22 protein-coding genes are annotated in these 20,739 nt (G+C 57.1%); 15 read left to right on the top strand and 7 right to left on the bottom strand.

The features are described 5' to 3' along the window. The first annotated feature begins 4 nt into the window (after positions 1-4). Together AC0V6N_RS09200 and AC0V6N_RS09205 are read left to right on the top strand one after the other, a co-directional pair. Positions 5-661, top strand: coding sequence for an alpha/beta hydrolase (locus tag AC0V6N_RS09200; protein WP_486171262.1), 657 nt, complete (start codon positions 5-7; stop codon positions 659-661). A 383-nt stretch (positions 662-1,044) separates the two neighbouring features. After that, entirely contained in the window at positions 1,045-1,725 is a 681-nt protein-coding gene (locus tag AC0V6N_RS09205) for an energy transducer TonB (protein ID WP_486171263.1), read from the top strand. A gap of 106 nt (positions 1,726-1,831) precedes the next feature. On the opposite strand, the gene AC0V6N_RS09210 is transcribed toward AC0V6N_RS09205, so the two are convergent. Beyond that, complete coding sequence (locus AC0V6N_RS09210) at positions 1,832-2,044, bottom strand: hypothetical protein (protein WP_486171264.1); 213 nt, start codon at positions 2,042-2,044, stop codon at positions 1,832-1,834. Positions 2,045-2,162: 118 nt separating this feature from the next. On the opposite strand from AC0V6N_RS09210, the gene AC0V6N_RS09215 reads away from it, so the two are divergent. From AC0V6N_RS09215 to AC0V6N_RS09230, 4 genes are all read left to right on the top strand, one after another. Further along, entirely contained in the window at positions 2,163-2,522 is a 360-nt protein-coding gene (locus AC0V6N_RS09215) for a DUF3597 domain-containing protein (protein ID WP_486171265.1), read from the top strand. Positions 2,523-2,558: 36 nt separating this feature from the next. Further along, positions 2,559-4,433, top strand: coding sequence for a DUF885 domain-containing protein (locus AC0V6N_RS09220; protein ID WP_486171266.1), 1,875 nt, complete (start codon positions 2,559-2,561; stop codon positions 4,431-4,433). Between the two features lie 65 nt (positions 4,434-4,498). Further along, complete coding sequence (locus tag AC0V6N_RS09225) at positions 4,499-6,133, top strand: FAD-dependent oxidoreductase (RefSeq protein ID WP_486171267.1); 1,635 nt, start codon at positions 4,499-4,501, stop codon at positions 6,131-6,133. 101 nt (positions 6,134-6,234) lie between these two features. Continuing rightward, a complete protein-coding gene (locus AC0V6N_RS09230; protein WP_486171268.1) occupies positions 6,235-7,824 on the top strand; it encodes a DUF1570 domain-containing protein in 1,590 nt (529 codons plus the stop codon). A gap of 28 nt (positions 7,825-7,852) precedes the next feature. Here the strand turns inward: AC0V6N_RS09230 and AC0V6N_RS09235 are convergent, their stop codons facing one another. The 3 genes from AC0V6N_RS09235 to AC0V6N_RS09245 form a co-directional block, all read right to left on the bottom strand. Then, entirely contained in the window at positions 7,853-8,401 is a 549-nt protein-coding gene (locus tag AC0V6N_RS09235) for a DUF937 domain-containing protein (protein WP_486171269.1), read from the bottom strand. Between the two features lie 27 nt (positions 8,402-8,428). Next, positions 8,429-8,797, bottom strand: a complete 369-nt coding sequence (locus AC0V6N_RS09240) for a hypothetical protein (protein WP_486171270.1) — start codon at positions 8,795-8,797, stop codon at positions 8,429-8,431. Between the two features lie 115 nt (positions 8,798-8,912). Continuing rightward, positions 8,913-10,529 carry a phosphoenolpyruvate carboxykinase gene (locus AC0V6N_RS09245; RefSeq protein WP_486171271.1) on the bottom strand — a complete coding sequence of 539 codons (1,617 nt, stop codon included), beginning with the start codon at positions 10,527-10,529 and terminating at the stop codon, positions 8,913-8,915. A 340-nt stretch (positions 10,530-10,869) separates the two neighbouring features. On the opposite strand from AC0V6N_RS09245, the gene AC0V6N_RS09250 reads away from it, so the two are divergent. From AC0V6N_RS09250 to AC0V6N_RS09280, 7 genes are all read left to right on the top strand, one after another. Continuing rightward, positions 10,870-11,655 carry a response regulator transcription factor gene (locus tag AC0V6N_RS09250; protein WP_486171272.1) on the top strand — a complete coding sequence of 262 codons (786 nt, stop codon included), beginning with the start codon at positions 10,870-10,872 and terminating at the stop codon, positions 11,653-11,655. 1 nt (position 11,656) lies between these two features. Continuing rightward, positions 11,657-13,243, top strand: coding sequence for a sensor histidine kinase (locus AC0V6N_RS09255; RefSeq protein WP_486172460.1), 1,587 nt, complete (start codon positions 11,657-11,659; stop codon positions 13,241-13,243). A 7-nt stretch (positions 13,244-13,250) separates the two neighbouring features. Further along, positions 13,251-13,688, top strand: coding sequence for an HPr kinase/phosphorylase (locus AC0V6N_RS09260; protein WP_486171273.1), 438 nt, complete (start codon positions 13,251-13,253; stop codon positions 13,686-13,688). A 61-nt stretch (positions 13,689-13,749) separates the two neighbouring features. Continuing rightward, positions 13,750-14,670, top strand: coding sequence for an RNase adapter RapZ (gene rapZ, locus AC0V6N_RS09265; RefSeq protein ID WP_486171274.1), 921 nt, complete (start codon positions 13,750-13,752; stop codon positions 14,668-14,670). Positions 14,671-14,763: 93 nt separating this feature from the next. Continuing rightward, complete coding sequence (locus AC0V6N_RS09270) at positions 14,764-15,195, top strand: PTS sugar transporter subunit IIA (protein ID WP_486171275.1); 432 nt, start codon at positions 14,764-14,766, stop codon at positions 15,193-15,195. A 4-nt stretch (positions 15,196-15,199) separates the two neighbouring features. After that, positions 15,200-15,478: an HPr family phosphocarrier protein gene (locus AC0V6N_RS09275; RefSeq protein ID WP_486171276.1), complete on the top strand. Its 279-nt coding sequence runs from the start codon at positions 15,200-15,202 to the stop codon at positions 15,476-15,478. Between the two features lie 20 nt (positions 15,479-15,498). Continuing rightward, positions 15,499-16,296, top strand: a complete 798-nt coding sequence (locus tag AC0V6N_RS09280) for a TrmH family RNA methyltransferase (protein ID WP_486171277.1) — start codon at positions 15,499-15,501, stop codon at positions 16,294-16,296. On the opposite strand, the gene AC0V6N_RS09285 is transcribed toward AC0V6N_RS09280, so the two are convergent. The 3 genes from AC0V6N_RS09285 to recR form a co-directional block, all read right to left on the bottom strand. Then, positions 16,297-17,727, bottom strand: coding sequence for a DNA recombination protein RmuC (locus tag AC0V6N_RS09285; protein ID WP_486171278.1), 1,431 nt, complete (start codon positions 17,725-17,727; stop codon positions 16,297-16,299). Positions 17,728-17,785: 58 nt separating this feature from the next. Then, positions 17,786-18,358 (bottom strand): peptide deformylase, encoded by a 573-nt coding sequence (locus tag AC0V6N_RS09290; protein WP_486171279.1) that lies wholly within the window; start codon positions 18,356-18,358, stop codon positions 17,786-17,788. A gap of 62 nt (positions 18,359-18,420) precedes the next feature. Continuing rightward, the gene (gene recR, locus AC0V6N_RS09295; protein ID WP_486171280.1) at positions 18,421-19,017 is read right to left on the bottom strand and encodes a recombination mediator RecR; all 597 of its coding nucleotides are present in this window, start codon (positions 19,015-19,017) and stop codon (positions 18,421-18,423) included. A 53-nt stretch (positions 19,018-19,070) separates the two neighbouring features. Here recR and fmt point away from each other — a divergent pair, with 53 nt between their 5' ends. Together fmt and truA are read left to right on the top strand one after the other, a co-directional pair. Then, complete coding sequence (gene fmt / locus AC0V6N_RS09300; protein WP_486171281.1) at positions 19,071-19,976, top strand: methionyl-tRNA formyltransferase; 906 nt, start codon at positions 19,071-19,073, stop codon at positions 19,974-19,976. After that, positions 19,973-20,737, top strand: a complete 765-nt coding sequence (truA, locus tag AC0V6N_RS09305; protein WP_486171282.1) for a tRNA pseudouridine(38-40) synthase TruA — start codon at positions 19,973-19,975, stop codon at positions 20,735-20,737. Before fmt ends, truA begins: the two co-directional genes overlap by 4 nt. The last annotated feature ends 2 nt before the right edge of the window (positions 20,738-20,739 follow it).

The following is a 20,739-nucleotide window of genomic DNA, read 5'->3' on the forward strand; positions in this document are numbered from 1 at the left end:
ATCCATGCCATCCGTCATTTTTCCCGGCCCAGAGGGTCGTCTTGAAGGTCGCTTTTCTCCTCCGCCACGCCCACGCGCACCGGTTGCAATGATTTTGCATCCGCATCCCGAAGGCGGAGGCACGATGAATGACCGGATCGTGCAGCGCATGTATAAGACCTTCACAGATCGCGGTTTTGCAACTTTGCGTTTCAACTTTCGCGGCGTGGGCCGCAGCCAGGGCAGCTTTGATAATGGCATTGGCGAATTATCCGACGCGGCAAGTGCGCTGGATTGGGTGCAGTCGATCCATCCTGAGGCGCAGCAAACATGGGTCGCAGGTTATTCCTTCGGCGCGCTGATCGGCATGCAATTGCTGATGCGTCGTCCCGAAGTGCGCGGTTTCATCTCCATTGCCCCGCCAGCCAACATGTATGACTTTTCGTTTCTAGCGCCCTGCCCTGCCAGCGGCATCTTCGTGCAAGGTGCAGCGGATACGGTTGTCCAGCCGAGCGCTGTACAAAAGCTGGTAGAAAAGCTTCGCACGCAAAAGCACATCACAATCCATCACGATGAGATCCCGCGCGCCAATCACTTCTTCGAAAATGAAATGGAAGAAATGATGGCGAGCGTCGACAACTACCTCGATTTCCGCCTGTCGCCGGATTGTCCGATTAAGTGATCGTTTTTTGAGGTAACGCTCGTCCATCCGGGAGGGCATCCTCGCTAGACAACCACCGTTTCACTGCGGCCCTGCTGCAGGCTAATAGCTGCGCCCGCGAGGCCCGGCGGAAGCGAAGTGATGCGCGCTATGGATGTCGCGAAGCATGGCCGGGTTAGCTTCCAAAAGCGCGGTCTCGCACCCAAAACGAGCGCATGGCTTCGGCTAATTCGGCGCCCCATACACTCGCGCACATTAACCTCATATTTCAATTTTATTACAAAAATTCAATGAGTTTTGAAACGCGACGGGTCTCAAACCACAACTCGATAGTTCTTGATTGCTTAATGATATGACGTCACCTTGACCCTCCCCTAAGCGAAACCGAAAGAGGAGAGACTTTCATGAGTTACGCAACAACAGCCAACCGCCCTAACCCCGCAGCGGCACTTGGCGCACTTGGCATCCCCGGTGGAATTGGAGTGCTTTTGGTCGTCGGTTTGGCCGTCACCTACACTCCGTCCGTGATTGCCCCCAACCCACAAGGCGAACTGATCGAGGAGGTCGAACTGCCGCCGATCGTTGATCCTGATCCGGTCGAACAAACCACTCAGACAAGCACATCGACGGTGACGGTGGTCGACAATCCGGTCTTAACACCGACGCCAACAACAAATGATTGGGAGCCTAGCGTCATCACTGATGGGCCGGTGAGCACGCTTCCCGGCCTTGATGGTGATGTCGGCGTGGGACCAGTCGTAATCGAAATCCCACCGCCGCCCCCGATGTTTGACCCGGTTAGAGCTGCACCGAGCGGCAATCCAGGGCGCTGGATCACAGACAATGACTACCGTTCAAGCTGGATCAATCGTGAGTTGGAAGGCGTGGCTGGCTTCACTTTGCAGATCGACACCACAGGTAGGGTGAGCAATTGCGCCATTACGCAGTCGACCGGACACATGCAGCTTGATACCGCGACCTGTCGTCTATTGAGCGACCGAGCAAGGTTCACCCCCGCGCGCGATGGCTCAGGAGCTATAGTGGCTGGCACCTATTCCAGCTCAGTGGCTTGGGAAATTCCATAAGGAACCATGGCTCGGCAAAGCCGCATGTGATTTTCAGCGTCTCTTACCGTGAACGCGCTCTAATTCGAGCGTGAGGCGCTGATACTCCCGGCAGCCGAAGCGGACCCTACCCCGTTTCGGCTGCTTCGGCTTGCTCAATCGGCGATGTCCCGTCCGCGGTAGGCACCGTCCAGATCAAAACATTGCCGATCGCAATAAGAGCCAGCAACACCATCAATGCAGGCTGTTTCATTTCGCCGGTGCGCTTCCACAAAAAGTAAGCGCCAGCAACCAGCAGAAACGCGGCCAAAATCACGATAGAGAGGACCAAGTCGGTCATAGTTTACAAGAATTTTCCTCTTGCGAGCCTGCCAAGGTGTTTCGAGCGCATCACGACACTGGAACAAGAGCGCGTTAGCGTCTAGCGTACTCTCCAAGCAATACTCAGGAGGGATATCATGGGAATTTTTAGTTCAATCTCAAACGCCATCTTCGGTTCTGACGAAGACGAAAAAACAGTCACCAAGGCGAAAACGGAAACCGCTCCTGCTGCCCGCGCAGCGATCACCGCAGATGACGTCGCCGCTCGTATTGGCAGCATTCCAGGCGCTGAGAACCTCAATTGGCAAACGTCCATCGTTGATCTGATGAAGCTGGTTCGCATCGATCCCAGCTATGAAAACCGCAAAGCTCTCGCCATCGAAATGGGCAACACCGATTATTCGGGCACAGCCGAAGATAACATCGCACTTCACAAAGCGGTTATGGAGCAAATGGCCGCAGCCGGCGGCATTGTGCCCGCTCATTTGAAGGGCTGATTGACACGTCTGCCCTGCGGGTTAACACCTGCATACATGACTGAGAACACAATCAACTTCACACGCCGTCAGGCCCTCTATGGGCTTGGCGGCGTTTCTGCTTTGGCTTTGACTGGCGGCTGCATGTCGATGCGTGGCGCTGATGGCCAGCCGGGACTGCCGGGTGCTTCTGCGCAGCTTGGCCCTGATGCGATGCTGGATGACATCGCATACAAAATGCTCGCCCATGAGCCGGGCCGTGCAACCGGGCTTGGCGTGGACACTGGCGCCTATGCCGATTGGCGCGGCACCTTTGGCAAGTCAGGCGAGGCGGGCCGCGAGGCGTATAAGGCCACATTGACGCAGTTGCTCAACGATGCACGCGCCTATCCAAAAGACGGGCTAACACCCGATCAGCAAACCGGCTTTGAAGTGGTCGAAAGTGCCTATTCCAAAGCGGTGGAAGGTATGAAGCTGCCATATGGCGATGTCGCCGTGGGGAGCTGGCGCAATGCGCCGTATCTCGTGATCCAAAATGTTGGCGGCTATATTGACTTCCCGCGCTTTTTCGGTGCAACGCAGCCTCTGCGCAAAGAGACCGCAGCAACCGATACCGAATACTATCTTGGCCGGGTAAGCGAGGTCGGCGCGGTGCTGGATGGCGAGACAGATCGCATCCGTCAGGCACGCGGTATGGGCGTTGTCCCGCCAGACTTCCTGCTCGACAAATCAATCGCGCAAATGGAAACCAATATTGCCGATGCGGCGAATAATGGCGGAGCTTACGCAGCCCCGCTATTTGCAGCGGATTTTGACGCGGCCAAAAATGCGGCTTCTCAAGCGGTGGGTATTGTCGACAATCAGGTGCTCCCCGCCCTGCAGCGCCAGTTGGAGGAGCTTAGGGTTCAGCGCAGCCTCGCCAAATCAGATGCCGGCATTTGGGCACAGCCAGAGGGCGAGCGTTGGTATTCCTGGGCGACGAGCGCTTCGACGACAACATCGCTCAGCCCCGATGAAATTCACGAACAGGGCCTTGAAGAACTTGCCAGCCTGCATGGCCGGATGGACCCGATCCTCAAAGAAATTGGCTACACACAAGGCTCCGTTGGTGAGCGGATGCAGGCGCTAGGTGATGACCCACGCTACAAATTCGCGCCCGGAGACGAGGGTCGCCAGGAAATCATCGATTTCATTTGGGAGCAGGTGAACTGGATCAAAGGCCAGATGCCGCGCGCCTTCACGCAATTGGTCGACCCACCTTTGGAAGTGCGCCGTATTCCCATCAATGAAGAAGCGGGCGCGCCGGGCGCATATGGCGGCGCGGGCAGCAAAGATGGCCAGATACCGGGCCGGTTCTGGATCAATTTGCGCACCACCGAACTTCACCGAAAATATGATCTGCCCGACCTCACCTTCCATGAGAGTATTCCGGGCCATGTGTGGGAAGGTGAATATTCCAATCGCCTGCCGCTGATCCGCTCAATCCTCGCCTTCGGAGCCTTTAGCGAAGGCTGGGCGCTGTATGGCGAGCAACTCGCCGATGAGCTTGGCGCCTATGATGATTTCAAGGTCGGGCGGCTTGGCTACCTGCAAAGCCTCGCTTTCCGTGCGTGCCGATTGGTTGTCGATACAGGTCTGCATTCGAAACGCTGGACCCGCCAGCAGGCGCGGCAGTTCTTTATCGAACGCAACGGTTCAAAAGCGGAAGAAGTCGCCGGGGAAGTGGACCGCTATTGCAGTTGGCCGGGCCAGGCATGCTCGTACAAGATCGGCCATAGCGAGATCGTGCGTCAACGCGCGCGGGCAGAGGCTGCCATGGGCGATGCATACGATTTCCGGGCGTTCAATACCGCCGTCATTCTAGGCGGCAATGCTCCGCTCGATGTCGTTGGAAAAACCGTCGACCGCTACATTGCGAGCGCGAACGCTTGATCGACATAGAATTGCCGTCGGCGCTCCCTATGTAAGTCGCTCAGGCCCTTAGGAGATCCCCGCCAATGGAACAGCTCGGAGAAGAACTCGAAACCATGCGGCGTGTGCCGCTCGCGCAGTCCCATGTCGATGCAATCTGCGAGATTGGCGGAGAGAAGGTCTACAAGGCGGGCGAAATCGTTGCCGAAATTGGCGAGGTAATGGACACCTTTGTCTACGTCCTTGAGGGCGAGATTGAAGTTGTTGACCCCTATTCCGGCGAGCGTCTGATGGAGGCATCACTTGGGCCGACGCAGTTCATGGGTGAAATCGGCTTTCTCAATCGTGGCACTTACTACCTAAAGATGCGCGCCGTGGTCGATACGCGCGTGATCGAAGCCCCGCGCGAAGGTGTGCTCGATCTGATGAACCGCGTTCCGGAGTTTTCGGATCATCTTATCACCGTCTTCTCCGCGCGCAGACGCAAACAGTTTGAGATGTCGAATGGCGCGGTCAAAGTTATCGGTGCAGATCGTGATCCAGCCGTGCAGGCTGTCGAGCGTTTCCTTTCCCGCAATCGCATCCCGTTTGAAAGCTACGACATGGATGCGCGCGATGAGGAAACGAACAAGGTTTGCGACCTATCTGGTCACCAACCCTCCGTGATCCTTGGCGCGAATGAAGTGCTGGAAGAGCCGACACCGCGCAAGGTCGCCCAATTCCTAAATCTCGATCTCGACATCTGTTCGCAGCGCGTTTTTGACCTGCTGATTGTTGGCGGAGGTCCGGCAGGAGTTGCCGCCGCGGTCTATGCTGGGTCAGAGGGGCTGGAGGCTTTGGTGATCGAAGACATGGCGATCGGCGGGCAAGCAGGCACGTCGAGCCGGATAGAAAACTACATGGGCTTTCCAACCGGCATTAGCGGCACGGACCTTACCTATCGCGGACAAATTCAAGCGCTTAAATTCGGAACCCGCTTCGCGATGCCTCGCCGCGTTGAGAAGTTGGAAAAGCGCGAGGACGGCAGTTTCTGCGCCACCCTTGATGCCAATGAGGATGGGGCCGATGAGGTTTGCGCCAACGCCGTGCTCGTTAGCACAGGCGTACAATATCGCCGCCTGCCGCTTGAAAATCTGCGCGAGCTAGAAGGGGCTGGCATCTTCTATTCCGCGACCGAAATGGAAGCGCGCTTTTGTTCGAAGACTGAGGCGGTCGTTATCGGGGGCGGCAATTCTGCCGGACAGGCAGCGATGTACTTGTCTCGCACCGCTGCTCATGTGCATCTGGTCGTGCGCTCAGACAGTCTTGCGGCGTCCATGTCGAGCTATCTTTCGCGCCGCCTAGAGGCTGATCCCAAGATCACGATCCATTATCACACGCAGGTAACGGCCTTGCACGGCGAAGACTGGCTTGAAGCGGTCACCTTCACCACGCCTGATGGTAATCGCCAGATCGACACACGCGCCCTCTTCATAATGATCGGCGCTGCTCCCAACACAGAATGGCTCTCTGGCCTTGTTGAAACCGATGGAAAAGGGTTCGTTCGAACAGGCGCGGAAATCGGCCGCGAAACGCCGTTTGAGACCGGCACAGATGGCATTTTTGCCGTTGGCGATGTGCGATCCGGTTCCGTCAAACGGGTTGCAAGCGCTGTGGGCGAAGGATCCGTCGTGGTGAGCCGGATATGGTCTTATCTGGATGATTTGAAGAATAACGTTTGACCTGACCAATACGGGTCGCAGATCAATCTATACAATTCAAATCAAGCTCTTATAGTTTCCTGAATACTGTAACAGGGAACTGCAAATTGGGGCTGCAGCAAATGATTCATCGTATACTAGTTCTAATCACGATCGCTCTTTGCGGCCTGTTGTTGGAACAGGATGCAAGTGCCGCCTGGTATGAGGCATCCTCTGATCATTTCGTGATCTATGCCGATGATAGCGAACGCGACATTAAGCGTTATGCGGAAAATCTGGAGCGCTATCACAGCGCTATGAAGTTTATCACAGGGCGCGATGTTGAAAAGCCAAGTCCATCAAACCGAGTGACAATTTTCGTAGTCGGATCACAACGCGATATTCGCCGCATTTCAGGCAGTGGCAGTCGCACGATTGCAGGTTTCTATGTGCCTCGGGCGGGTGGAAGCCGTGCCTTTGTTCAGGACATCCGAAACCAGAACGGCTATCCTGACTTTTCGACCATCGTGTTGCTGCACGAATACGCACACCACTTCCTAATCTCATCCTCTCGTTATGCGATGCCCAGATGGATGAGCGAAGGCGCAGCCGAGTTTTTCGCTTCAGCCACATTTAATCGTGATGGCTCAGTCCTGATCGGTCGACCCGCGCAACATCGCGGATATGAACTTGCCAACGCCGTTGATGTGCCCATTCGCGAATTGCTGGACGATGAACTCTACAGAGAGAATCGAGGTCGACGCTATGATGCGTTTTATGGTCGCAGCTGGCTGCTTTACCACTATCTCACATTCACTCCGGAACGTTCGGGACAGCTTACGCAGTACTGGGTTGCAGTCTTAAACGGCAAAAGCCCCTTGGATGCTGGCGAGGAAGTCTTCGGCGATCTTGATGTTCTGGAAAGTGAGCTCAATGGCTACCAACGCCAGCGCCGCATGTTTACTTTCAGCCTGACACCCGAGCAATTGCAGGCCAGCCCTGTCACCTTGCGCAGACTGCCCAAAGGTGAGGCAGAAATCATGGAATTGCGCATGCGATCACAGCGCGGTGTCAATGCAGAGCAAGCCGCAGAGATTGTGCTGGAAGCACGCGAATTTGCGGAGGAATATCCAAGCGATCCAGGCGTCCTCACGGTCCTTGCAGAAGCTGAGTATGATGCGGGTAATGACGACAATGCCATTGCCGCTGCGGAAGCAGCCATTGCGCTCGACCCAGGACGAGCGAACGCATACGTCCAAAAAGGTTATGCGCTGTTTCGCAAAGCCGAAAACGCTGAGAATGCTGACAGCGCCTATGATGCAGCAATGGCGCCTTTCTCGCAGCTCAACTCGATTGAGAACGATCATCCATTACCATTGATCTATTATTATCGAAGCTATGCGCAACGCGGCCTTGAGCCTCCTGAGAACGCGAAGCTTGCGCTTGAGCGCGCCGCTCAATTGGCACCTTTTGACCAACAATTATGGCTGAACGTTGCGATGATGCAGGCGCGAGAAGGTAAGATCACTCTCGCGCGGCAAAGCCTCAGGCCACTAGCAGCGGACCCGCATCGCAGCGGGGTATCACAGTCAGCTCAACGTTTGATAGCGATGCTAAGCAATAGGCCTGAAGGTGAGGCCTTCAACTTAGGCATGGCTGTGGCCACACCGGTCATAGACAACGTGGATGACACTGACAGTTCGGACGAGGATGGTTCAAAAGAGGGTGGCTAGAACCGATCTTCGGCCCTAGCCCGCGCCTTTATCGCGACATCATCCCTGTAACAATCGAACCAAGAATTCCGCCCAGCGGATTGCTTTCGCCCGAACCACTTGGCTGACCACCGCCGGCTTGTTTCGCGAGGTAGCCCGCAACCGCCATCGCCAGGATCGGCAGCATCTTTTTGAGCAGCCCTTCATCAAGGCCAGTCAGTGCCGCAGTTTCACCTGCGACAGAACGGCTCACATCTTTGCTGCCGAAGATATTGCCGAGGATGTCGTTGCCATGCTGCGTAGGGGTCGGCTGAGTGCCAAGTACTGCGTCGAGCAGACCTCCACCCAGCATCCCGCCAAGGCCTCCGCCTGCGCCTGAGCCGCCGCCCGATCCACCGAGGATAGCGCCCGCAAGACCGCCCAATCCGCCGAGTGGATCAGGTGTCGAAGTGCCTCCGGTTGCGCTGCGACCCATGCCTGCGACGATGGCGGGCAGCAATGCGCCCGCCGCCGTCTTGGCTGTGCTTTCATCGACGCCAAGCTCGCGCGCCATGCTGGTTAGCGCTCCTGATTGCTGGAGCATTGCTGCTAGGCTCATGAATTCCCTCCCCTTGAAAAGTGGCGCTTACTTTTTGCCGAACAGGCCCGATGCCATATCAGCAATATCGTCGAGCGGATTGCCGTCACCGTCTCGGTCGAGCATCGAAGCAATGCCAGCAAGGCCGCCGCCTTCGCCGCCTTGCAGTTTGCCTGCTATGTCGCCCAGTGCGCCTTCGCCGCCGAGCTGCTCCATAATTCCGCCGAGCGCGCCAGTATCCATGCCGGTCTTGGACGCTGCCAGCTCGACTGTATCACCGTCCTCCGCATGCGACTGACCCAATGCTGCCACGGCCTTTTCCGCCATGGCTGGATCAATCCCAACCTTCTGTGCGAGCGCTGCCACTGTGTCTGGTGAACCGGAAACCTGCTTCATAATACCGTCGAGAATGCTCATCACTTGATCCCTTTCTTGAACGTCTTGTAGCGCAGCCTAGCCATTTGTGATGGCACAAAAAAGGCCCCGCTCTGGATAAGAGCGAGGCCAATGGTAAATTCTTGTTTCGAGAAGCTTATGCGGCGACCGGAGCGGCCCTGCGCACACCTTCATCTACATGCGCTTCAAACTCGGTAAAGTTGTCGATGAATAGCTGCACCAACTTAGATGCAGTTGCATCATATTCGCCTTTGTCAGCCCAAGTGCTGCGCGGATCGAGGATAGCTTGGTCGATGCCTGCCTGCGCCAGAACAGGCACATGCACGGGCACAGCAAAACCGAAATTGGCATCTTCGCGGAATTCTACGCCTTCGAGATTGCCATCAAGCGCCGCATTGAGAAGCGCGCGCGTGGCCTTGATTGGCATGCGGTTGCCAACGCCATACTTGCCGCCGGTCCACCCCGTATTCAGCAGCCAGCATTGCACTTGGCCCTTGGCGATCCGCTCTTTGAGGAGATTGCCGTAAACACTTGGGTGGCGCGGCATGAAGGGCGCGCCAAAGCAGGTTGAGAAGGTCGCCTCTGGCTCGGTCACGCCAATCTCAGTGCCCGCCACTTTCGCTGTGTAGCCTGAAAGGAAGTGATACATCGCCTGCTCAGGCGTGAGCTTCGCAATCGGAGGCAAAACACCAAACGCATCGGCCGTCAGCATCACCACATTGCTAGGCACCGGTCCTAGATTGTCTTTGCTGGCGTTGGGGATGAAGTCGATCGGGTATGCGCCGCGCGTGTTTTCAGCCAGGCTGTTGTCATCCAGATCCAATTCACGCGTGCCCTCATCCATGACTACATTTTCGAGCACGGTGCCAAAGCGGCGCGTGGTGGCATAGATTTCAGGTTCAGCTTCTTCGGAGAGACGGATCATTTTGGCATAGCAGCCGCCTTCAAAGTTGAAGACCGCGGTATCTGACCAGCCATGCTCGTCATCGCCAATTAGCGTGCGCGATGCATCTGCGGAAAGTGTGGTCTTTCCTGTGCCCGAAAGACCAAAGAACACCGCCGTTTTGCCATCCGCGCTGATATTGGCTGAACAATGCATCGGCATCACGCCTTTGGCAGGCAGCAGATAGTTGAGAATGCCAAATACACTCTTCTTCATCTCGCCTGCATAACGTGTGCCGCCGATCAGGATCAGTTTTTCGCTAAGGTTCACAGCGATCACCGTTTCTGAATTGGTGCCGTGGCGCGCTGGATCAGCTTTAAAGCTAGGCAGATCAATGATCGTGTATTCAGGCGCGAAGTCCGCAAGCTCATCTGCCGTAGGCCGGACAAGCATCGTGCGGATAAACAAGTTGTGCCACGCCAATTCGTTGATCACGCGCACATTCACCCGGTGCTCTGGCTGCGAGCCGCCGAAAAGGTCCGCTACGTAGAGCGTGCTCTTTTCCCCAAGAGCTTTCAAAAAGTCCTCTTTGAGAGCTGCAAAATGGTCCGGCGTCATCGACGCATTGACCTTGCCCCACCACACCGTGTCCTCAGTTTCCGCATCGCGCACGATAAACTTGTCTTTTGCGCTGCGGCCCGTCTTTGCGCCCGTTTGGACGACCAGCGCGCCATGCTTTGAAAGCGAGCCTTCGCCGTCTTTGATGGTCGCTTCGACGAGTGCAGAGATGCCCAGATTGGGGTGAATTTCAGCAGGCGTTTCAATGCCCTGTGATGAGAGCGATTGAGTGAGGGGAATCACGGTGAACATCTCCTAGTGAGGGAAATTGGAGCAACAGTTTTCGGACAGGTTCCAACGCCCCTCAGGCGATCAATTACGCTCAAAGAGTGGCGCCAAATCGACTCGATTTCTAGCGCCGCGGGTCCCATTCCAAGATCTCGCATAGATGCGCCAATCACCTCCGTCAAACTGTGCATTTTGGTGCTGCAATGCACAATTTGGTTGCACCGAAAGTGAGGCTCCGCTCGGCCCGCAAGTGAGCTGATTCTGCGTTTTTGCAGCGCATTCGCTCACCACATGCGAGATTGTCTCCCCGCCCACTTGCCGCTACTTAAGCAAGCGGAGCGAGGCGAGGAGCAATAGAGCCACAATGTCAGGCGAAACCATCGATCAAAGCGGCGACGCTGTTCAGCACGGCGGCAGCGACAAAGCAGAGCGCAAAGAAGCGTTTGAAATTGCGCTGGTCGATGACGATCGCAACATCCTGACCACCGTGTCAATTGCGCTTCAGGCTGAAGGGTTTGTGACCCGCATCTATTCGGACGGCCAGTCTGCGCTCAAGGCTCTGCTTGAAAACCCTCCTGACCTTGCCGTATTCGACATTAAAATGCCTAAGATGGACGGAATGGAATTGTTGCGCCGGGTGCGTGATCACTCCGACATGCCGGTCATTTTCCTGACCTCCAAAGATGATGAAGAAGACGAAGAAGCAGGTCTGGAATTGGGCGCAGATGATTACATCGCCAAACCTTTCAGCTTGCGCCTTTTGACCGCGCGCATTCGCGCAATTTTGCGGCGGGCAGAACCTGATAGGCCGATTGGCAACGAGCCTCAGCCAACAGAGCCAGCCCACCCCAAAATTGATCGGGGACGGCTCTTCATGGACCCAGCCCGTCACTATGTGACCTGGAATGATCGACCCGTGACCCTAACCGTCACAGAATTCCTAATCCTCGAAGCTCTCGCAGCCCGCCCTGGTGTGATCAAAAGCCGCAACCAATTGATGGATGCAGCCTATCCGGACGACGTGTTTGTCGATGATCGCACCGTCGACAGCCACATAAAGCGGATGCGGCGAAAATTCCGCGCCGTAGATGGTGAGTTTGGCGCGATCGATACGCTTTATGGCGCAGGATACAGCTTCAACGATGGCTGATATGCAGCCGATTGTGCAGGCAGCCAGCGAAGACACGCCGGTCGTTGGCCGCGCCAGCGAACGCCTGACTTTTGCTGGGCGATTCTCGCTAACTGCGCGCATTCTGATCGTGAACATTCTGCCATTGGCGCTGCTCTCTGGCGGGTTGTTCTACCTCGATACGTATCGCACGCAGTTGATCGATGAGCGCTTTAAGCTTGCTCGGATTGAGGCGCAGATTAGCGCAGAGGCTCTGGCCGGTGCCACCCGCGAACGCCAAGAAGCGTTGCTGGTACAGATCGGCAGAGAACAAAGCATGCGCATGCGATTGTTCGATCCCGACGGGCAATTGTCAGCGGATAGTTTTGCTCTGGATGAAGAGCCAGCTTTTGTCCTCAATGATGTCACCGACGACACTTGGGAGGAATCCTGGGCACGCTGGCTTGACCGGATGGTCGATGCCATCGTTAGCGCGCAGCCCGTTCCTGCCTATGTCGAAACCGAGGCGCAAAACGCCGATGCGTTCCCCGAGTTGGTCAGAGCGCGCGAAGATGGAGTCAGCCAAATCCGCCTCTATGAATGGGTTGACGGGACGCCGGTTATCACCGCAGCAGCTCCCGTCAGTCTAAACGGCACAACGCTGCTGACAGTCCGCAATGCGGTGGACATTACGGAGAGTATCCGGGCTGCACGGTCGGCGCTCGTATTGGCAGTGCTGCTCGTTCTGTTCGCGTCCGCCATGCTCTCGCTCTACCTTGCCCGGACCATTGTATCGCCACTGCAATTGCTCGCGCGCGCCGCGCAAAAAGTGCGACAAGGGCGCGAACGCGATATTGAAGTGCCGCGCCTACCGGAACGCAGTGATGAGATTGGCCAATTGGCCCGGTCTGTCTCCGATATGACCACAGCGCTTCGCCAACGCATCGACGCGGTTGACAGTTTTGCAGCCGACGTAGCGCATGAGATCAAGAACCCGCTCGCAAGTCTGAGAAGCGCAGTTGAGTCCCTACCCAAGGTGAAGGACGCAGATACACGGCGCGAACTAGAGCAAATCATCACCCATGATGTACGCCGGATCGACCGGCTCGTGAGTGAGATTTCGGATGCGAGCCGGATCGATGCCGAAATGTCGCGGGCGACTTTGGAGCGGCTCGATATAGCTGATCTGGTGCGCGCGATCATTGGCAGCCGCGAAAACCGCTTTGAGAATCTGGACCATCCCATCAACCTAGATGCGCGCGGGTTCTCTGCGCATGTTCTCGGAGTGGGCGCACGCCTGGAGCGGGTGATTGAAAACCTGCTCGACAATGCGGTTTCCTTTTCACCGCACGGCGCACCGATCGAAGTGCATATCGAAAATGACGGCGAATGCGTGACCGTGCTGGTCTGCGATTCCGGCCCCGGCATTCCTGAAAACTCACGTGAGAAAGTGTTTCATCGATTCCATTCTGTGCGACCTGAGGCAGAGGATTTCGGCAACCATTCAGGTCTAGGCCTCGCCATTGCGCGCGCTATTGCAGAGGCGCATGATGGCACACTTAGCGCTGAAAGCCGCCCTGATGGTGCGCCTGGAGCCTGTCTGCGTTTTCGTCTACCAGCCGCAGACTGATCCGAGGATGGAAGAGCCAACCAGCGTCATCCTGCAAGCAAGTTGCGTTGCGATTGATGGCCGCGCGCTTGCGATTGAAGGCAAACCGGGCAGCGGTAAATCATCCCTTGCGCTTGCGCTGATTGATCGCGGTGCTCAATTGATCGGAGATGATGGAGTGTCGTTGAGTCGAGCTGATAAAGCCGTCGTAGCGAGCCCACCTCCGAACATAGCAGGCCTTCTCGAAATCCGCGGTGTGGGCATTGTCGAAATGCCAGTCTCTTCGCCCTGTCCACTCGCTTTGATTCTACGCTTGGGCGAAGAAGGTGATCGGCTCCCCACTAACGCACCGGTTCGGGAAATTCTGGGTCAATCCATCCCCTGCCTAGCCTTCAATCCTGGGACAATCGCACCTGCCATCCGCGCCGAATGGGCCTTTAGACAGTTTGGTCTCGCCAGCGAATGATCGTCAAAAATCGACAGAACGCCTTCCCCTTCGCCTGTTGGAGGCGCAAAGGACAGGAGTGATGGCTGACTTAACCGATTCCCAATCCGATCCACAGCGGCTGCTGCTTGTCACTGGACTATCCGGTGCTGGTAAATCGACAGCCCTCGATGTGTTGGAAGACCTTGGCTGGGAGACCATCGACAACTTCCCCGTCCGCCTTCTCGATCGCCTGGTCGCAGAGCCTGATCCAGGCAGTGCGCGCGCACCTCTCGCAATTGGTTTTGATTCGCGCACGCGCGGTTTCGTTCCGGGCGAGATCATTGACCTAGTCAAAGACTTGGGAGAGCGATCTGATCTTGCGATCACATTTATGTTTATCGATTGCGCCGGCGGTGAGCTGGAACGGCGCTACAACGAAACCCGTCGCCGCCACCCAATGGCACAGGGCCGAACCGTTCAAGAAGGCATAGCGGCCGAGCGCGAATTGCTCGAGCCACTGAGGCGCTGGGCAGAAATCGTAATTGATACCAGCGCCATGACCGCCAATGATCTACAAAATCGAGTGCGCGACCTGTTCGGCGATGCAGAGGGCGCGCCCATGACGCTAACGGTGTCTAGCTTCGGCTTTGCACGCGGCATGCCGCCGCTGGCTGACCTGGTGTTCGACATGCGTTTTCTCGACAATCCACACTGGGTCGAAGGATTGCGCGAACTTACCGGAAAAGATGCGGCTGTCGGCGCCCATATAAAGAGCGATCCCGCGTTCCAGGCCGCGTTTGATCAAATCCGCGACCTACTTCTGATACTGCTCCCTCGCTATGCTGCACAGGGCAAGTCTTACGTCCATGTCGCCTTTGGCTGTACCGGAGGGAGACACCGCTCGGTCTTCACTGCGGAAACCATGGCGCAGGCCTTGCACGGCGCTGGATTTTCGCCCACTGTCCGGCACCGCAATTTGGCCTCGCGCGCCGCCGATGAAATTGAAGGCGCGCGTCGATAGAGGCACTCAAAATGCGTAAATATGATGAGGAGTGAACACATGCATCGTGTTCATCTTGGAATAACGGGCCGCAGGGTAATTACGGACTAAATTATGATTGGTTTGATCCTCGTGACCCATGGCGGCCTAGCCGACCAATTTCTTGAGGCAATGGAACACGTTGTCGGAAAACAATCCGGCGTTGAAACCGTGTGCATTGGCCCCAATGACGATATGGAACACCGACGCGCGGAGATTGCTGAAAAGATTGCGGCGGTGGACACGGGCAACGGTGTAATTGTGCTGACCGATCTGTTCGGCGGCACGCCGTCCAACCTCGCTATCTCATTGCTTGAAACAGGCCGAGTCGAAGTGATTGCGGGCATCAATTTGCCAATGCTGATCCGACTTGCTGGTGCTCGCAAGAGCATGGACGTGGTCGAAGCTGTGGATGCAGCTCAAACCGCCGGACGCAACTATATCACTGTAGCGAGCGAATTGCTCGGCGGTGAAACGGCGCCGCGCAAAGCGGCTGCGGGCAAATAATCGCATGAGCGAACTTCGTCAGACCGTCACCATCGTTAACAAGCGCGGCCTTCATGCCAGAGCCAGCGCGAAGTTTGTCGGAGCAGTCGCGGCATTACCGCAAGGCGCTCAAGTCAAGGTTGCCAAGGACGGCAATCAAGCTGCCGGGGGATCAATCCTTGGCCTGATGATGCTGGGTGCAGCCAAGGGCGACAACGTTGAGCTAATCGTAGGCGGCGAAAATTCGGACACGGTGCTGGCTGAACTGGTGGCGCTGGTCGAAGATGGCTTTGGCGAAGAATAGCGGCAGGTAGGACGCGCACAATGCGCAAACACATTTCCGGCTTCTCGAACCCAACAGTGAAATACCTGCGCTCTTTGCGTGAAAAGAAACTGCGCAAGCGTGCTGGGCAATTTCTGGTTGAGGGTTTGCGACTGCTAGAAGATGCGCGAGCCTGCGGGCATCTGCCGCGCCAATTGGTCATGGCCGAAGAACGCGATGCGCACGAGCTTCTGGCCAGATTAGAAGGCGATGTTGCCGCAAGCGGTGGTGAAGTCATCACCACCACGCCAGATATCCTCTCAAAAATCACGGGTAAGTCCAATTCGCAAAGCGTCATTGGGGTCTTCGATGAATTCGACACTGAACTAGGCAGGCTTGACCGCGGCGCCTCCCCTATCTGGCTGGTCGCGCAAGACCTGCGCGATCCCGGCAATCTTGGCACCATGCTGCGAACTGGCGATGCCGTTGGCGCTGGCGGACTGATCCTGCTCGATGACTGCGCCGATCCCTTTAGCGCCGAAGCCGTGCGCGCGAGCATGGGCGCGGTATTTACCCAAGGATTGGCGCAGGCTCGGTGGGAGGAATTCCTGCCATGGCTGCGAAACGGTCCGGGGCAATTGGTGGCGGCCAGTTTGCGCGATGCTGTGCCCTATCGCGGCGCCGTCTATCAGGCGCCGTGTTTCATACTGGTCGGCAACGAGTCGCAAGGACTGCCCGAAGCCTACGAAGCAGAATGCGATCTGCGCGTCACCATGCCGATGAAGGGGCGCGCGGATTCGCTCAATGCTGCGGTCGCGGGCGCAGTGCTCGCCTATGAGGTGCTGACCGGATTGGAGTGATCACTCCGCCGCGTCCTTTTGCTCACCAAACATGAGAGCGCTCGGTTCTGCTGCTGTTTCAGCTTCATCAGCATCAGCGCTGTTGTATCTTGGTGAGCTTTCGACCAGCGGGACGTCTTCAATCTCGCGCTTGCCGACTTCGACGCCCTTTTCAGCGAGGCGTTTGCCCGACGACAAAACGTTGCGTTCAAAACTGCCGACGAATTTATTGTAGTTGTTGACTGCGCTCTCAAGCCCACCGCCAACGCGCTTCAAGTGCCCTGCGGCAACGCTTAGCCGTTCATAAAGCTCAGCGCCCATTCGCCCGATTTCTTGAGCCTCTTGAGCAAGGCCATCCTGCCGCCAGACTTGCGCCACCGTTCGTGCGATCGCAACAAGGTTGGTGGGTGTTGCGAGAAGCACTCGCCGCTCAAACGCGAAGTCCCACAATTCGGGATCAGCATCGAGCGCAGCGGTCACAAAATGCTCTCCGGGCACGAACATGATCACATAATCAGGCGCTTCTTCAAATTGGCTCTGGTAGCTCTTCGCGCCAAGAGCATGCACATGATTGCGCATCGACTTTGCGTGGAGCTTCAACTGCTCATCGCGCACCCCATCATCATCAGCCTCAAACGCGGCTTGATAGGCGTTCAACGAAACCTTGGAATCGACCACCAACTTCTTTTGACCCGGCACATTGATGATCGCATCAGGGCGCAGACGGCCCTCTTCGGTATCGATCGAGTGCTCCAGATCAAAGTCTGTGTGCTGCGCAAGACCGCATTGCTCGAGCAGGTTCTGCAAGGCCCGCTCGCCCCACCGACCGCGCGCTTTTGGGGCATTGGTGAGCGAGTTGCCGAGCCGCTGCGCCTCGCGCCGGACCTCTTCTTGCCCCTCGCGCATGGATTGGATCAGGCCGGTTAGTTGACCAAACGCATCCTTACGCTGGCTTTCGAGTGTTTCGACTTGCCGCTCATACTTCTCCAACCGCTCACCAACGGGGGCTAACAATGTTTTAATCTTGGCCTCGCCCGCTTCCTCGGATTGTTTGAAGCGTTCTTCTGCGCGGCGAAGGAAGCTTTCTTGCGCTTTGCCAAGCACTTGCGCGCCCGTATTTTCGAATTCTTTCAACAGCTTATCGCGCGATTCTTCGAGCAACCGCTTTTGTTCAGCAAAGCCTGCGCGTTCGGCGCGAAACTCCGCGTTCTCGACGCGGGCCTTCTCCAAAGCCTCAGCCAATCCATCGGCCTGCCCTGCCCGTTCGGACATGGTGGCAAGTTCGGTGATCGCTTTGCGAAACTTCTCGTCCAAGGCCTTCGCCTCACCATCGCGTGCCTCAAATCGCTGGCGTAAATCAACAACGGGGCGCGAAGCAAAGAACCACGCGGCGCCACCTCCGACAGCGAGGCCAAGCACCAAGGCGACGACTAAGAGAATCGGTTGTTCCATCGTACCATTATACATGGAACAAAGTAAGAACACTAGCGATTTGTAGGATATCCCCCGCTTAAGCGGCCTGACGGATCTTCTTCAGCTTTTTCAGCGCCATCTGCCGCTTCAATCGCGAGAGGTGATCGATGAACACGATCCCTTCGAGGTGGTCCATCTCATGCTGGATACAGGTGGCCATCATGCCTTCCATCGCTTCTTCGTGATGGTTGCCATCAAGGTCCTGATACTTCACGCGGCAAGTCGCGGGGCGATCTATATCGGCGTAAATCTCCGGGACGGACAGGCAGCCTTCGTTGAAAGTCGCCATATCCTGCGCCGGGTCGAGAATTACCGGGTTCACAAAAACACGCGGCTCTTTCTTGGTCGCAGGATGCGTGTGGCTGGTCCCGTCATGGTCGCACTCAACCGGCTCTGCATCGGGATCTTCGGGTTGAAGATCAATCACAAGCAGTCGCTTGGGCACGCCGACCTGGATCGCGGCAAGGCCGATGCCCGGCGCGTCATACATCGTCTCAAACATATCCTCGACGAGCTGTTTGAGATCGTCGTTGAACTCGTCAGGTTCGACCGGGACGGACACGGTTTTGAGCCGGGGGTCCGGCACTTCAAGAATTTCGCGAATAGCCATGACACTAATTTAGTGCGGAGACCGCTGCGCTGCAAGCATAGCAATGCGATCATTGTAATCGGTTAGCCAACCGGACGCCGCGCCCGGAGCGCTTGGGCAAGCGTGCCCTCGTCCAAATAGTCCAGCTCCCCGCCCACCGGCAGGCCGTGCGCCAGCTGGGTGATCCGCACGCCAGCATCCTCCAGCCGCTCGGCCAGGTAATGCGCGGTGGTTTGCCCTTCGAGAGTGGCGTTCATCGCGAGCACAACCTCGTCAACGGCCTCGTCACCTGCTCGCTCCAACAGGCTGGCGATGTTGAGGTCTTCGGGCCCAATCCCGTCGAGCGCCGACAATTTGCCGCCAAGCACATGGTAGCGCCCCTGAAAAAGCCGCGCCCGGTCCAGCGCCCAGACATCAGCCACATCCTCCACCACGCAAAGCGAGCGCGGATCACGGCGCGGATCAGCGCATATGCCGCAAGGATCGCTTGTGTCGACATTGCCGCAAGTTTTGCACTCAACCAGCGTCTCAGACACCGCATCCAACGCTTCGAGCAGCGCGGGCAGTGCCTGCTCGCGGTTCTTCACCAACCACAGCACCGCACGCCGCGCCGAACGCGGACCAAGGCCGGGAAGCCGCGCCAATGCGCCTGATAATGCTTCGATCTCTTGCGATGCCATGGGGGGAGAGATAGGGGCACTCGCACTTGCACGAAAGGGGCCGCGAAGCAGTCATGCGCATCATATTTATGGGAACGCCCGATTTTGCGGTGCCCGCGCTGGTCGCTTTGCATGATGCGGGGCACCAGATCGCGTGTGTGTACTCGCAGCCGCCCAGCCGTTCTGGCCGAGGTAAAAAGCTGCGGCCCTCCCCTGTACATGCCAAAGCGGAGGAGCTGGGGCTAGAGGTTCGCACGCCCAAAAGCCTTCGTAATGAAGAGGCGCAGGCCGAGTTTGCGGCCCTAAAGGCTGATATAGCAGTGGTTGCGGCTTACGGCTTGATCCTGCCTCAACCCATTCTCGACGCGCCCACTCATGGTTGCCTGAACATCCACGCCTCAATCCTCCCGCGCTGGCGGGGGGCTGCGCCGATCCACCGCGCGGTGATGGCGGGTGATGAGGAGACGGGCGTCACCATTATGCAGATGGAAGCGGGCCTCGATACAGGACCGATGCTGCACATTGTTCGAACCCCCGTTGCGCGAAAAACCACAGGCGAACTGACCGCGGAACTGGCAGAATTAGGCGCTGGCGCGATGGTCGAAGTTCTGGCCAATTTCGCTGGCTACGCGCCTCAGGCTCAGGATGATGCGAACGCCATTTACGCACCCAAGATTGATAAGGCTGAAGCTCGGATTGATTGGAGTGAGGGCGCTGCAACCATCGAAGCGAAGGTGCGCGGACTTGCCCCCTTCCCCGGCGCTTGGTTTGAAATGGACGGCGAGCGGGTGAAACTGCTGCTTGGCGAACTGGCGGAAGGGTCAGGTAAGCCGGGCGAAGTGCTTGATGCTGACCTCACCATCGCCTGCGGAACCGGCGCAATCCGCCCAACACGCTTACAGCGGGCAGGTAAACCTGCAATGGAGCGCGCGGATTTCCTGCGGGGGCGCGCAATTGCGGTAGGGACGATCCTCAATTGACCCGTTTCGCGCTCACTATCGAATTTGACGGCACGCCTTTCCAAGGGCTCCAGCGGCAAAAGCACGGACCAAGTGTTCAGCAGAGTATCGAAGACGCGCTAGCCCGGATCACTGGCGAAGAGGCGACACTACACAGCTCGGGTCGCACGGACACGGGCGTTCATGCGCTGGCGATGCGCAGCCATGTGGATCTGGAGAAAGAGATCACGCCGTTTCGTCTGATGGGGGCCATAAACGCGCATCTGCGCCCTGACCCCATCGCTATTCTGGCTTGCGAAATCGTGGCGGACGATTGGCACGCTCGCTTTTCCTGCATTGGCCGCCGCTATTTGTATCGGATCATCAATCGCCGTGCGCCTGTGGCCTTGGCCAAGAACCGGGTTTGGCAAGTCGCGCAGGAATTGGACGTCGATGCCATGCACCGCGCGGCGCAATCTTTGGTGGGGCGGCATGACTTCACCACTTTTCGTTCCGTGCAGTGTCAGGCAAAGGACCCTGTAAAGGCGCTGGACAGCCTAGATGTGGCGCGCGTCCAAACAGATCTCGGCCCGGAAATCCATGTCCGAGCCAGCGCGCGATCCTTTCTCCATCACCAAGTGCGATCCATGGTTGGCTGCCTCAAACTGGTGGGCGCGGGAACTTGGGAAGAGGGTCAGATTGCCAAAGCGCTCGCCGCCAAAGACCGCAGCGAATTAGGGCTTAACGCGCCGCCCCAAGGGCTCTACTTCGTCGAAGCGATCTATCCTGAGCAAGAAAGCTAGCA

This window comes from Erythrobacter sp. S57(2025) (assembly GCF_057365055.1).

Excerpts from the sequence above, each read along its gene's own strand:
- AC0V6N_RS09200 (WP_486171262.1), top strand. The coding sequence starts at position 5 with ATGCCATCCGTCATTTTTCCCGGCCCAGAGGGTCGTCTTGAAGGTCGC.
- AC0V6N_RS09205 (WP_486171263.1), top strand. The coding sequence starts at position 1,045 with ATGAGTTACGCAACAACAGCCAACCGCCCTAACCCCGCAGCGGCACTT.
- AC0V6N_RS09210 (WP_486171264.1), bottom strand. The coding sequence starts at position 2,044 with ATGACCGACTTGGTCCTCTCTATCGTGATTTTGGCCGCGTTTCTGCTG.
- AC0V6N_RS09215 (WP_486171265.1), top strand. The coding sequence starts at position 2,163 with ATGGGAATTTTTAGTTCAATCTCAAACGCCATCTTCGGTTCTGACGAA.
- AC0V6N_RS09220 (WP_486171266.1), top strand. The coding sequence starts at position 2,559 with ATGACTGAGAACACAATCAACTTCACACGCCGTCAGGCCCTCTATGGG.
- AC0V6N_RS09225 (WP_486171267.1), top strand. The coding sequence starts at position 4,499 with ATGGAACAGCTCGGAGAAGAACTCGAAACCATGCGGCGTGTGCCGCTC.
- AC0V6N_RS09230 (WP_486171268.1), top strand. The coding sequence starts at position 6,235 with ATGATTCATCGTATACTAGTTCTAATCACGATCGCTCTTTGCGGCCTG.
- AC0V6N_RS09235 (WP_486171269.1), bottom strand. The coding sequence starts at position 8,401 with ATGAGCCTAGCAGCAATGCTCCAGCAATCAGGAGCGCTAACCAGCATG.
- AC0V6N_RS09240 (WP_486171270.1), bottom strand. The coding sequence starts at position 8,797 with ATGAGCATTCTCGACGGTATTATGAAGCAGGTTTCCGGTTCACCAGAC.
- AC0V6N_RS09245 (WP_486171271.1), bottom strand. The coding sequence starts at position 10,529 with ATGTTCACCGTGATTCCCCTCACTCAATCGCTCTCATCACAGGGCATT.
- AC0V6N_RS09250 (WP_486171272.1), top strand. The coding sequence starts at position 10,870 with ATGTCAGGCGAAACCATCGATCAAAGCGGCGACGCTGTTCAGCACGGC.
- AC0V6N_RS09255 (WP_486172460.1), top strand. The coding sequence starts at position 11,657 with ATGCAGCCGATTGTGCAGGCAGCCAGCGAAGACACGCCGGTCGTTGGC.
- AC0V6N_RS09260 (WP_486171273.1), top strand. The coding sequence starts at position 13,251 with ATGGAAGAGCCAACCAGCGTCATCCTGCAAGCAAGTTGCGTTGCGATT.
- rapZ (WP_486171274.1), top strand. The coding sequence starts at position 13,750 with ATGGCTGACTTAACCGATTCCCAATCCGATCCACAGCGGCTGCTGCTT.
- AC0V6N_RS09270 (WP_486171275.1), top strand. The coding sequence starts at position 14,764 with ATGATTGGTTTGATCCTCGTGACCCATGGCGGCCTAGCCGACCAATTT.
- AC0V6N_RS09275 (WP_486171276.1), top strand. The coding sequence starts at position 15,200 with ATGAGCGAACTTCGTCAGACCGTCACCATCGTTAACAAGCGCGGCCTT.
- AC0V6N_RS09280 (WP_486171277.1), top strand. The coding sequence starts at position 15,499 with ATGCGCAAACACATTTCCGGCTTCTCGAACCCAACAGTGAAATACCTG.
- AC0V6N_RS09285 (WP_486171278.1), bottom strand. The coding sequence starts at position 17,727 with ATGGAACAACCGATTCTCTTAGTCGTCGCCTTGGTGCTTGGCCTCGCT.
- AC0V6N_RS09290 (WP_486171279.1), bottom strand. The coding sequence starts at position 18,358 with ATGGCTATTCGCGAAATTCTTGAAGTGCCGGACCCCCGGCTCAAAACC.
- recR (WP_486171280.1), bottom strand. The coding sequence starts at position 19,017 with ATGGCATCGCAAGAGATCGAAGCATTATCAGGCGCATTGGCGCGGCTT.
- fmt (WP_486171281.1), top strand. The coding sequence starts at position 19,071 with ATGCGCATCATATTTATGGGAACGCCCGATTTTGCGGTGCCCGCGCTG.